The organism is Enterococcus sp. LX10 (genome assembly GCF_023539285.1).
GTDB lineage: Bacteria > Bacillota > Bacilli > Lactobacillales > Enterococcaceae > Enterococcus > Enterococcus faecalis.
Genome location: NZ_CP092784.1, coordinates 2,648,859 through 2,661,188, shown reverse-complemented (window position 1 = coordinate 2,661,188; position 12,330 = coordinate 2,648,859). Strand labels below are relative to the sequence as shown.

The following is a 12,330-nucleotide window of genomic DNA, read 5'->3' as shown; positions in this document are numbered from 1 at the left end:
TTGAAAAAACATAACTATTTATTGATTTTATTGTGGATAGTTGGAGGGATTTTTTTAGGAGTTGAAAAAGTAGAGGCTGCTCCTAGACCATTAACAGAACTGGGCTATTTCCATTGGGCAAATCAATCGATTACACCAGCGGCAAACACATTTATTATGCATTACGGCGAAAATACATCCGTCGAACCAATTGAAGGCGAAGTGTATTCAAACTACATGGCAGTTAGTCGAACGACAAATAAAAGTAAAGCATTAGTAAAAAATGTGGGGTTCTATGAAGGAAAAGCAGTTAATTTATTAGTTACATTACAACGGAATAAAAGTAATTTGGATGGAGGATCAATTAGTTTTACTGAAAGCTATTTTTTAGGAATTACGATTAAAGGCGAAATGCTGGTTACCTATGATTTTGTTGATAATGATGGTCAGCCCTTAACGATAAAAACAGCGTTTAATTACTATGGGTTAAATTCAAACAAATATGTTGGCTATAAAAACCCTGGAACGATAATTGATGCCTTATATGCGGAAAATCCTACACATATTCTTTACGATACGTGGGATGGCGGAGACGATGATTATTGGTTATATCTAAAAAACGTTACTGCAGGGGTACCTTGGCGGGACCCTCGCCAGCGTTTTGAAATGACGACCAAAAGTATTTCTACTGTTACGTTTGTAGTCCACAACAATGACACAACGCCGTCATCCATTGTTTACTTTACGGATTTTTTGGCAAAACCAGAATTTCCAACAGCCTACGCAATGGATACTTATTTTGAAAATGCAGAGACGGCTGTTTGTTTAAATGTGCAACAGACCATTCCAAATATTGATCAGTGGACAAAACCTAGTCAAATGGCTATAAACGTTAACCTGAACCAAGTAAATCAAACAAAGCAATATCAATTTGACAAAGTCTTAGTTACAGACTTTAAAGGAGAAGATTTAACGGATTTATTTACTAGCCAAACAGATGGTGAAAATGTCCAAATTATGACAAAAAATCTGTCAGATAGTCGTTTCTACGATACCGTATTACAATATAAAGTTTACTTGAAATGGCAAGGAACTCAAAATCCAGTCGATACGGGGCTCATTTCAAATGGAAAATTAGACTTGCCGTTTAGTGCAAGAACTCTTTTAGATGGAGAAAATTTAGAGGAAACGACTGCTACATCCAGTGTGAATTATGTGGGGAAAGCAACGACTGTGTTTTTAAATGAACAAGATAATGCTATTCATGAACCAGTCACAAAAGAAGGGATTTTAACCACGCCTTTTGACTTGTCTAATCAGTATCCCCAAATAGCTGGCTATGAACCAATTAAGACCCAACAAGATCAAGGAATGTTTCTTCCAGAGGAGCAAACAATTATTCATCGTTATCGTGAAAAGAAGTTATTACAATTCAAATTGATGGATGAAGAAAATCCGCTATTGGTCTCACGTTTTACAAATCAGCGAGAAGTTACTTTTTCATTTTCCCATGATCCATCAACCAATATAACTTTAATAGCGAAGTGTGGCACGGAAGAAAAAGAATTAAAAAAATATGTAGATGCGCCAGAATCGGTTGTTGATAAAGTTACGTATACTTTTCCTGAACATTGGTTGAATCGAGAGGTTTTCTTTTATATAAAAGATGAGAACAATCAAGAGTCAGAAAAAGACAGTCGGACTCTTCAAAAAGAAGCTGGGCCCAAGCTCATTTTACCTGATACGATCAATTTTGGTGTGAATGAAATTCCCGCAACAGAGACAATGATTTCTTCTATTACAAATAAAGAAATCCGCATTGAAGATACAAGCAAACTTGATAAAAGTCGGTGGACAATTAAAGTAAAAGAAGAACAACCGTTAAAGAACGAAAACGGTGAGTTACTCGACAAAAGAATAAGTTATGGTGAGAAGAATCAGCGTGTTCTAATTAATGCAGATAGCCAACCTATTTTGCAAGGAAGCGGCAACGCTACCGCTAATTTGACCAAACAACTTCAGTTGACGATTTTTCCATCTGATCCAATCGGAAGGTATAGTGGAGTGTTGCGGTGGTCTCTGGAAGATGCGCCAGAATAAAACCTTTGTTTAATAAGAAAAAAGTGCCCAAAGATCTATCAATAGATAATTGGACACTTTTTTATAAACCTCTCTGGGGCTCCTACTTTTTTAAAGAGAGCGCCTTCTAACAAAGTGCAAATGTGTTATACTACACAAGTAGGAAGTTTATGACGGTGGCAATTTCTCAAAAAAGGGGGACTGCCAATGTTTTTGCTTGTTCGCTTTTTCCCTAGAAAGGAATAGCAGTGACTGTCTTTGAAGCATTGATGTTTGCGATTGCTTTCGCAACGTTAATTGTCAAAATCAGTAATAAAAACAACAAAAAATAAACCCGTCATAACCTTTAGCTGGGATTGACGGGTTTATTTCCGTATCAAAATCAAGCTACCGTCTTAAACGGTCTACCCGAGAGCGTATGTCTAGTACGCTCTCTTCGTGTTTATTATAGCAAGTTGAAACGGAAAAGTCGAATAGTAAATAAATTGAGATAAGACAGAGCGGGGAAAGTAGGGAGAGTTAAAAATGGCATTTGCACATATAAATATAGAAAATATGGTTGTTTTTGGAGGAATCTCATTAAGTATTTATATATTATACACTGTTCTGAATATTATAGAATTTAAGTATTATGACAAGGTATCTTTTGATGAAGAAGAACTTGACAGAATAGATACACAGGAATATGCAAGGTACTTTTCAGAACTATTAACGGAAAACCAATAATTTAAAGCCACCGTCGTAAATGGTCTACCCGAGAGCGTATGTCTAGTACGCTCTCTTCGTGTTTATTATAGCAAGTTGGAACGGAAAAATTCGAATAGTATCTAGATAAAAAAACAGTGTAGAAACGAAAGCTATGTTGAATGCTGCAGCAGATACTGCTTTTGTGATAATTAATTAAAGACTTCTGTCTCAACTTAAATCAACCAACAAAAGGGAACTTTTTATACAAAGTGTGTACACACTATTGAATAGACTTGAATCAGCGTGATTTTATTTGAATTTTTCAACAGTAGCTACAAAAAAAGTGTTAATTTATGCTTATAAAAGTAACAATTTTATTTTTGGACGACAATCAATAACTGGTTCAAACATTGGCTTTTATTTCATTTAATAATTTACATTATTTTATTATTTCTTTTTTAGGAATAAATAAAATAAAATTTTAAATTTATTTCGTGTATGCTAAATGATATACAGGGGAATAATTTTATATATTCTTGGTTAATTTTTATTTAAAGGAAGGAATTTGTATGAAGAAAATTACTAAGGCTCTTATCATTAGCACGTTAGGAATTCAAGTGTGTCTACCCATCGTGAGTTATGCAACGTCTGAAGAGCAACCGAGCGAAGTCAGTCAGCAACTTAGCGCCAGTCTGAAGGTAGCTGGTGTACCAGAATCTGAAAATTATAAAACACAGTTTTCTGTGAAACCATCTGAAAACTTATACAAAGGTTCTATGACATTTAGGCCAGCGAATCAAAACGAGTTGTTAATTGATGGCTTTGTCAACAATAACAACATACAAATTGCGATTACTGTTGACCGTACCAAACCGCGAACACTCTATATTTATGAACTTAGTCCCAACAATTCCACTCGACAAAAATACACACTAACAGAGGGGAGTACGGTGAATTCAAAAGAGTTTCCAGGACATCGTTATGTCTACCCTGGAGGGAAATATGACAATATTATTTTGGAACGTTACAACACTAGAGCGGCAATTTGGAATTTAAAACGAACGCTTTTACAAAATGATACGAAAACAGTGAATAAAGTAATCGTCCCAATTATTGATCAATTAGAACAAGAAACACATTATATTATCGCTGGTACAACAAAAGAAGAACCTGAAAATCAGCTATTAGAGAGTGTTAAACAATCTGGTTTCAAAGGAGATGCTTATACAACTGGTGCGCCGGAAACGATTGTTAAAGATGGCGTGACCTATGCGTTAACTGACCCATTACCGACCAACGCAAATGGTTACTTATCTAAATATTATAATGGTTGGTCACACTTGTATAATTATGGAAATTACGATCTTCGTCGTACGCAAATTGATGATAGCGGCACACAATTGATTGAGTTACTAAGAAAAAACGGTACAGTTGAGCAGAGCGCCAAGGTAGCTGCGGGCCAAAGCCACACATTTCCTAATAAAGGCACTGCAGGTGGACCTGTGACAGCTGTTAATTTTTACAATGGGATTCCAGAAACGACGTATCATGTGGTTTATCAATATATTGCTGTTGAAACAGAATACCGTGGTCAAATCGTGGATCAAGATGGCAATAAAATTTCTAAAGAGGGGCTCGAACTGCCATCTTTTGAAGGAAAACGTGGTGAAACAATTCAGGTGAACCCAGAGGACCTACCAGAGATTCCTGGGTATATTAAACCGAGTGCACCATTAGAGCTAGTTATTCCAGAAACAGGTTCAGTCATTGAAATTCCTTATGAACGTTATATACCATACGATCCAGACAATGGCTATCAACCTATTGAAATCACAGAAGGCAAAAGTAATAATAAAGATTATAATTGGTATTTCGATCATCAAGATACAGGCGGCCAGCTATTAGTCAATGCGGCAGTGATGGCAGAACATTGGTATCATCCAGGTTCAACAAAAACGGTTGGAGAAGCAGAAAAAAGCCAGCCTGTCAAATGGGATTCCTCGGCATTAGCCTTTTATATGTTTAGAAATAAAGTTCCCTTCCATTATTACCGAGAACCAACACTGGAGTTTATGAAAAATGAAATTGATGAAGGCCGCATTTTTATTACTTACGTAGAAACAAGTGAGTTATTTTATAATCCTACACCTGACTCCACTTGGGGGCGCTTCTATGAAGAAACAGGTCGGAACAATATAATCGTGAAAGGCTACAAATATATTAATAATCGTTTGTATTTTGAAACCTATGATCCATTATCTGGAGGTCGTAAACACAAAAATGGTGAGCCTTTAGGAAAAGATCGCCTATATGATGCAGAAGAGTTTATGCGAGCAATGGAAAAAGGTGTGCCAATTATTCAAGTCATTGGTTAAGTAAACCTAGAAATAAGTTATAACATATTTGTTTTCAAATATATTATATAAATGCTTTAAAAATACTAAGTAGAGGAGTTTTTTAAGATGAAGAAAGCTATCAAAAAAGTTTCAATGTGTTTAGGGGTAACCGCATTTTTAGGGGCAGGAGCGTTGGCTACAACAACTTCAGCTTTTGCAACAGAACAACCAGAAGTGGCATCAGAAGCCATCTCAACCTATGCGGCGACTGGTTTTTATCGTGTTCTTTACGATACAACGTTGTTATTCAGTGATAACGCCGACATTATTCATATACCAGCAGGATTTATGATTTACCATACAGGAAATGAGATGGAGTGGGGGGGCATGAAATTTTATGAAATGAATGTCATGCAAGGAACAGAAGTATACCGTGGTTATGTTCAAGATACAGCGTTAGTTAAAGCGTAAAAAAAGACAGCTCTTCTGCGTTCAGAAGAGCTGTCTTTTTACTAAATAACCAAAAGTTTTTTAATTCTCTCTTGTCAAAATCGTTTGTGTAATTTCATACAATTGTTCTTTCGCCTTAGCCTTTGTTTCAGGAAGTTTGCTGATTTCTTTCAGCGCTTTTTCCGTGTAATGAGTGGCTAATTGTTGGGCCTTTTCTACGCCACCTAGTTCATGGACAAGACGATAAATTTCCTGTGTTTCTTCATCGGTCAAGGCTTCTTTTTTCATTAAAAGTGGCAACAAGACTTCACGATTGGCTTCAAGTGCATAAATCAAGGGCAAAGAATACACGCCTTGACGTACGTCTTCTAAGACGGGTTTGCCGATGGCATCGGCAGTTTGTGTATAGTCCAAAATATCATCAATAATTTGAAAAGCCAGTCCGATGTTTTCGCCGATTTCACCACAACGTTTGGCAAAACGTTGGGAGGTGCCACTTTCATAGGCACCGACAAAACAACTTAGCGCAAACAGTTCCGCAGTTTTTCCGGAAATATTTTTTAAATATTGGTCAATCGTTACCTCGAAATTATAGCGATTGTCCATTTGACCAAGCTCACCAGTTAGGACTTTTTCCATACTGCGCGAATTTAATTGAATGCTTTTTAATGAAGAAGAATAATCAGATAAGAGCTTGAAACAGCAAACAAAAAGATAATCGCCTGTATACACGGCTGTGCTATTCCCAAAGCGCGAACGCAGTGTTGGCAAGCCACGACGCGTATCGGCTTCGTCGACAATATCGTCGTGAACTAACGTGGCGGTATGCAGTAATTCAATGGAAGCCGCTAACGCTGTCGCCTTTTTAGGGTCCCGCTGTTCACCAAAATAAGAGAACAACAGTTGGTAGGCTGGACGTAGCAATTTGCCGCCAGAATGAATCATGTCATGGACAGCAGCTTGAATCTCTTGATTATCGATTTGAACCGCTTGTTCCATCAAGCGAAGAGTAGTTGTTAATTCTTTTGATAACGTAGGATAGGTATTCCACATAGGATGTATATTCATAAGATGACTCCTTTAATTGTGGCGGACAGGTTTTCAATTAGAAAAATTGACTCCACTTATGTTTCGTTGTTTGTTCATAATTCAGTTGGAATTTTCGTAACGTCTGGACATGTTGTAGTAAATAATTAGCGGCAATCCCAATGGCAATCCCTGAAAGTAACCCAAACAGAGATAGAAATGGTAAGTACAGCATCGGCGCCCACGAATGAGCAAAGAAAGAGGTCGTTAGCAACTGACCAACGTTGTGTAAGAAACCACCAACGGCACTAATCCCTATAATGCTGACCCGTTTTGGCCCCAGCTGCTTGACAAGCAACATGCCGAAATAACTTAATAAGGCACCACTGGCACTATAGAAAAAGGTCGAAAGTGTACCGCCCAGTAATGTCGTTAAAATCAAACGTAAACAGACCAGGAAAAAACTATCACGCTTACGCATGGTGAAAATCGCAATAATAGTAATTAGATTTGCTAGACCGAGCTTTGCCCCAGGAGCAAATGCGAAAGGGTAAGGAATCATATTTTCGATTAAACCAATAATGACCCCTTGGGCAACGAGCATAGCAATATAAATATTCTTGTGTAATTTGCTCATAGTTGTCGTGCTTAATAAATTAAGCTACCGTCTTCACTCCCATCAGAAGCTTCCACGGTGATAAACAAATTGTGGGGTAGACAGGCAATCGGGGTTTCACCAGGTTTGGAAATCCAGCCTCGCCGAACATCCACTAAGTCAGCACAGTTGGCTTCCTTCACGCGGATACGATCACCATCTACTTCAATCAGGTTGTAATCACCGTCTTTTGCTTCGTATTTATATGTATAATGCGGGCCGTCCTTTTTTAAGTCAAAGACTTTGATTACTTTGTTGTCTACTTTCAAGACTGCTTGATACGTAGCCGCTTCTTGACCACGGTTTTGCATGGCAAAAACAACAAGGGGCAGAAAAGAACCAAGAACTAAAACAGCAATAATAATAACGTCCCATGTTTTCAAGCGACTTTTCTTAATGAATTCTTTGATCGTCATTTTCTTCTCTCTCCTTTGGTGTTTTTTTCTTGTCTATCATAACATAATGAACGGAAAAGAAGTATTCTTTTCCAGTTGAGCCACCATATTATATAAAAGAAAATATGTGGGACAAAAGTCATGCTTGACTGCTGTCCCACATACTAAATCCTATGATAGTCAGCTGGAGACATGTGTCTCAGCTTTTGCTCGTAGTTGTCAATCGATGATCGATTGCTTACTTACCGCCGTATCTAGCTTTCGGGGTACCATACCACGCTTTACCAAGTTTGCGTTGAATCCATGGAATTACCCAGCGGTCTAAACCGACAGCACGGCCTGAACCGTTCATCAAAGCAAAAGCGACAAAGATAAACCAGATATTTACCCAATAGAACATGCCAGATAAACAGAAGGCAATTGTTAAACCAATTGTAGCAGCACTTGATAACCAAGTGAATAAACCAGCAATCAATGCTAAAGCAATACATACTTCAACGATTGTCATGAATTTTTGCATGAACAAAGCAACTTCTTGGTTTGGCATCATAAATTTCATTACGCTTTCGAACCATTTAGGCATGTGATCAAACACTTGCATTGGTGTTTCGCCGTAAGCGTAGCTTAACCCAAAGTGCGCTGCTTGTGTTGCCGCATCGGCCCCACCGCTTGCCGCAGCATCCGCCGCACCACTTGCAGCAGTTGTTGCTGTTTCAGTTGCTTGAGAAGCACCTGTTGTTACTTGTTCTTGTAACCAAGGGAATGGGAAAACGACTTTATCTGTGAACCAAGAACCGTCACCAAACCAAGTGCTTGGTTTCAAGTAATCGCCGTTGCCGACAATTTTCTTCATTGATTCGACTAACCAAACCATACCATAGAAGACACGTAGCGGAACACTCCACAAGACATTGCCGTAACGAGACGTATGTCCGCGAGCAACAGAACGATCATCTTTAATATGGAAGATTTCGTGCATAATGTATTGGAACATGTAGTAACCAGAACGAATATCAAAGAAGTATTTCAAGTTAACGATATGTTTCATAATGATGGCTAAGAAACCACTCAAATGAATTTTATCGAATAAGTTGGCAACGCCCCATTTCGCGCCGATGGAAACCATGAATCCTTGGTAGTTTCCTTTAAAGGCATGTTTTTCGCCGCCTTTAATATCTGCAACGATGTTGGCAGCTGCAGTATGACCTGTTTGTTCAGCTGCTTGAACGATTTGAGGAGTTGGTGTATTTGGTGTTTCTTCGTAATAAACCAAGTCACCAATGATATAAATGTTTTTGTCTTCGTAACCTTTTGCTTGCATGTATTCATTCGCAACTAAACGACTACCACGTGCTGCTTCTAAACCAAAGTCAGCGGCATCAGAAGTTGCTTTCACACCAGCTGTCCAGATTAACGTATGCGTTGGTACTTCAGAACCATCTTTTAATTTAATATGATCTGCTGCAACTTCAACGATTGGTGAGTTCAATAATAATTGAACATTTTTCTTTTCTAGATAACGTTCTGCTTTGGCAGCATCGTTACGAGATAACATGTTTAAGATGGTTGGCATTGCTTCAACAACCATTAATGTAATTTCGTCTGGATCAATTTTGGCATCTTTCGCTAAACGATCTTTCCAGTCGATTAATTCGCCGACCATTTCGATCCCAGTAAAACCAGAACCACAGACAACGAATGTTAACATTGCTTTGCGTACTTCAGCATCTGGTTCGATGGCTGCTTTAGCAACGGTTGCTTCAATGTGATGACGAATTTTCACTGCATCATCAAATGACCATAAGGTGAAACCATTTTCTTTCACGCCTGGTGTTCCAAAGTCATTTGGTTCGCCACCCATACCCAGAATTAACTGGTCAAATGGATAAGAACCTGCTAAAGTTTTCACAACTTTGTTTTCTTTGTCGATCCCAGTAACAGTATCTGTTACCAATTTTACGTTTTTCTTGCGTGAGAACAAACGTTGTAAGTCGTATTGAATTGCTTCTGGTTCAACACGTCCGCCTGCTACTTCATGCAATTCGGTCATCATAGTGTGGTAAGAATGGCGATCAATCAATGTGATTGTTACGTCCGTATCTTTTTTAAATTTCTTTGCTAGAAATTTAGTAGCTGAAACGCCAGCATACCCAGCACCTACAACGACAATATTTTGCTTTGTCATTGACAATCCGCTCCTTAATATTGTAAGTAGTAAAATAGTGATAATGATTAATAAGTACACAATCGACTAACATTATATAAGTATTTCACGAATTTGTCTAATATAAATTTTAATTGTCAACAAATTTACTCCAACGATGAGTTTTTGATGAAAAAAAGACCGAAATGTAAATATTTTTAGGGGATGGTCTTGACAACGTTTTTAAAACCATTATAATGTGTAATGTATCACAAACTTTTAATGTTTGTGAAAATCATGAAAGAAAAGGTGACTATCAATGAAAGTGAATAAATTTGTTAAAGGTTTTGCGGCAATTGCATTATTTAGTTTAGTATTAGCAGGCTGTGGCGCAGACAAGAAAGACAACACAACGAACTCTTCTAGCGCAGCATCTTCAGAAACGAAAAAATCAACTGAATCATCAGCACCAGCGAAAAAAGTTGCCGGTGGCGATTTAAAAGATGGTACGTATAAATTAGAAGAAAAAAATGAAAAAAATGGTTACCGTGCAGTCTTTGAAATGACTGTAAAAGACGGCAAAATCACTGAATCTAAATATGACAACATCAATGCTGACGGCAAATCTAAAACAGAAGACACTAAGTATGAAGAAAGCATGAAAGCAAAATCTGGTGTTGGACCAAAAGAATACATCAAACAATTAAACGATTCTTTTGTTAAAGCACAAAGCGCAAGCGGTGTGGAAGTAGTAACCGGTGCGACTCATTCATCTGAATCATTCCAAAACTACGCACAACAATTAATCCAAGCAGCACAAGCTGGTAACACAGACACAATCGAAATCGACAATGGGGCAACATTGAAAGATGGTACGTACTCATTGAAGGAAAAAAATGACTCAAACGGCTACCACACAACATTCTCAATGACTGTGAAAGATGGTAAAGTGACTGAATCTAACTACGATAACGTGAACGCTGACGGCAAATCTAAAAAAGATGACACTGAATACGAAAGCAAAATGAAAGACGTTACTGGCGTTGGACCAAAAGAATATATCGAAACATTAAACAAAGAATTTGTTAAAGCAATGGGCGAAGAAGACGGCTCACCTGCAGGTGTTGAAGTGGTAACTGGTGCAACACACAGCACACATTCATTCATCAACTACGCACAACAATTAGTGAACGCTGCTGAAAAAGGCGACACAACTGAAATCGTTGTTGACAACATCGTAACAAAATAATTAGAAATAAATGAATCGTGAAGTAGTTCCTGAAATGCTTTTCAGCAATTACTTAGCACCATTGAGGGGTTGGGAAAAAGTCGGTTAGCTGACTTTCCCGCCCCTTTTTCTTCGCTAGTTCTGTCCATCATTTCACAAATTTTTTTCACAGAAATTTGTGAATTTCCAAGAGAAAGACTTTTCATTTTTTCCAAAAAAGGCTACTATGCAAGAGAACTTATTTTTTAATTAAAGAAGGAAAGAAGAGGGAATCCTATGAAAAAGAAACTTCTGCTCATGGTGAGTGTTCTAGCAGTGCTGTTTGTGGCAGCTGCTTGTTCCTCAAAACCAGAAGCGAAAATTAATACAGAACCATACTCTGACCGTCAAACAATGCTTGGTACCTACGTTCAAATTCGCATCTACGATGATGGCAAAGAAGACGTCTTACCGAAAGCTTTTGCCCGTGTCAAAGAACTAGGCGATAAAATCACCGTCAACCAACCAGGTTCAGAAATTGATGAAATCAACCAAGAAGCAGGCGTGAAACCAGTCAAAGTCTCAGATGACCTGTATCCTTTGTTGAAAAAAGCCTATGAATATAGCAAAGACTCCCGCGGCGGCTTCGACATGGCAATTGGCCCAATCACTTCTATGTGGCACATTGGCTTCGATGATGCCCGCAAACCAAGCCAAGCTGAAATTGATCAAGCCTTGAAACTTGTCGATTACACGAAAGTCAAATTCAACGACAAAGAGCAAACCGTTTACCTTGAAGAAAAAGGCATGCAATTGGATTTAGGCGCAATTGCCAAAGGCTTCATCACCGACGAAGTCGTGAAAGTTCTGAAAGACAACGGCGTTACCACCGCTATCGTCGATTTAGGCGGGAATGTTTACGTCTTAGGACACAGCCCACGTGGCAAAGACATGGACTGGACAGTTGGGATTCAAGATCCGAATAAAGCCCGCAACACTGTTTTAGGTCAAGTCAAAGAAAGCAACAAAACCTTAGTCACATCAGGAATTTATGAACGCTACTTAAAAGTCGATGGTAAAACGTACCACCATCTCTTCGATCGTGAAACTGGCTATCCGTTTGATAACGACATCGCGGGTGTCACCATTATCACCGACAAATCCATCGATGGTGATGGTCTCTCAACAGCCGTCTTCTCAATGGGCGTCAAAAAAGGACTAGAATATGTCGAAAGTCTGAAAGGAACCGATGCCATTTTCGTCACAAAAGACGACAAAGTCTACATTAGCAAAGATATCGAAGGCAACTTTGAAATCGGCAAAGACTCTGGCTATACGATGGGGAATCGGGCCGATTTGAAATAAGGAGCGAC

General features: G+C 38.4%; 10 protein-coding genes. 6 read left to right on the top strand and 4 right to left on the bottom strand.

Annotated elements, in window-relative coordinates; translation table 11 throughout:
• Positions 1 to 30 precede the first annotated feature (30 nt).
• The 4 genes from MKZ30_RS12480 (at position 31) to MKZ30_RS12465 (ending at position 5,552) form a co-directional block, all read left to right on the top strand.
• Entirely contained in the window at positions 31 to 2,079 is a 2,049-nt protein-coding gene (locus MKZ30_RS12480; RefSeq protein WP_080280009.1) for a hypothetical protein, read from the top strand.
• A gap of 504 nt (positions 2,080 to 2,583) precedes the next feature.
• On the top strand, positions 2,584 to 2,784 hold the full coding sequence (locus tag MKZ30_RS12475; protein WP_002383152.1) for a hypothetical protein: 201 nt from the start codon (positions 2,584 to 2,586) through the stop codon (positions 2,782 to 2,784).
• 530 nt (positions 2,785 to 3,314) lie between these two features.
• Entirely contained in the window at positions 3,315 to 5,120 is a 1,806-nt protein-coding gene (locus MKZ30_RS12470; RefSeq protein ID WP_002419663.1) for a DUF5978 domain-containing protein, read from the top strand.
• 87 nt (positions 5,121 to 5,207) lie between these two features.
• Positions 5,208 to 5,552, top strand: coding sequence for a hypothetical protein (locus MKZ30_RS12465; protein WP_002383155.1), 345 nt, complete (start codon positions 5,208 to 5,210; stop codon positions 5,550 to 5,552).
• Between the two features lie 60 nt (positions 5,553 to 5,612).
• Here the strand turns inward: MKZ30_RS12465 and MKZ30_RS12460 are convergent, their stop codons facing one another.
• From MKZ30_RS12460 to MKZ30_RS12445, 4 genes are all read right to left on the bottom strand, one after another.
• Complete coding sequence (locus MKZ30_RS12460) at positions 5,613 to 6,599, bottom strand: polyprenyl synthetase family protein (RefSeq protein WP_016614465.1); 987 nt, start codon at positions 6,597 to 6,599, stop codon at positions 5,613 to 5,615.
• Positions 6,600 to 6,636: 37 nt separating this feature from the next.
• Complete coding sequence (locus MKZ30_RS12455) at positions 6,637 to 7,194, bottom strand: Gx transporter family protein (protein ID WP_002354743.1); 558 nt, start codon at positions 7,192 to 7,194, stop codon at positions 6,637 to 6,639.
• 11 nt (positions 7,195 to 7,205) lie between these two features.
• Positions 7,206 to 7,628 carry a NusG domain II-containing protein gene (locus tag MKZ30_RS12450; protein WP_002358956.1) on the bottom strand — a complete coding sequence of 141 codons (423 nt, stop codon included), beginning with the start codon at positions 7,626 to 7,628 and terminating at the stop codon, positions 7,206 to 7,208.
• Between the two features lie 217 nt (positions 7,629 to 7,845).
• Positions 7,846 to 9,792 (bottom strand): NAD(P)/FAD-dependent oxidoreductase, encoded by a 1,947-nt coding sequence (locus MKZ30_RS12445; protein WP_002354747.1) that lies wholly within the window; start codon positions 9,790 to 9,792, stop codon positions 7,846 to 7,848.
• Between the two features lie 277 nt (positions 9,793 to 10,069).
• Between MKZ30_RS12445 and pplA the strand changes: the two genes are divergently transcribed.
• Both pplA and MKZ30_RS12435 read left to right on the top strand, forming a co-directional pair.
• Positions 10,070 to 10,999, top strand: a complete 930-nt coding sequence (pplA, locus tag MKZ30_RS12440; protein WP_002367507.1) for an extracellular electron transfer flavoprotein PplA — start codon at positions 10,070 to 10,072, stop codon at positions 10,997 to 10,999.
• A 255-nt stretch (positions 11,000 to 11,254) separates the two neighbouring features.
• Positions 11,255 to 12,322, top strand: a complete 1,068-nt coding sequence (locus MKZ30_RS12435) for an FAD:protein FMN transferase (protein ID WP_002354751.1) — start codon at positions 11,255 to 11,257, stop codon at positions 12,320 to 12,322.
• Positions 12,323 to 12,330: the final 8 nt, after the last annotated feature.

Bases quoted from the DNA above. Each gene is read 5' to 3' on its own strand.
- MKZ30_RS12475 (WP_002383152.1), top strand. From the start codon at position 2,584: ATGGCATTTGCACATATAAATATAGAAAATATGGTTGTTTTTGGAGGA.
- MKZ30_RS12470 (WP_002419663.1), top strand. From the start codon at position 3,315: ATGAAGAAAATTACTAAGGCTCTTATCATTAGCACGTTAGGAATTCAA.
- MKZ30_RS12465 (WP_002383155.1), top strand. From the start codon at position 5,208: ATGAAGAAAGCTATCAAAAAAGTTTCAATGTGTTTAGGGGTAACCGCA.
- MKZ30_RS12460 (WP_016614465.1), bottom strand. From the start codon at position 6,599: ATGAATATACATCCTATGTGGAATACCTATCCTACGTTATCAAAAGAA.
- MKZ30_RS12455 (WP_002354743.1), bottom strand. From the start codon at position 7,194: ATGAGCAAATTACACAAGAATATTTATATTGCTATGCTCGTTGCCCAA.
- MKZ30_RS12450 (WP_002358956.1), bottom strand. From the start codon at position 7,628: ATGACGATCAAAGAATTCATTAAGAAAAGTCGCTTGAAAACATGGGAC.
- MKZ30_RS12445 (WP_002354747.1), bottom strand. From the start codon at position 9,792: ATGACAAAGCAAAATATTGTCGTTGTAGGTGCTGGGTATGCTGGCGTT.
- pplA (WP_002367507.1), top strand. From the start codon at position 10,070: ATGAAAGTGAATAAATTTGTTAAAGGTTTTGCGGCAATTGCATTATTT.
- MKZ30_RS12435 (WP_002354751.1), top strand. From the start codon at position 11,255: ATGAAAAAGAAACTTCTGCTCATGGTGAGTGTTCTAGCAGTGCTGTTT.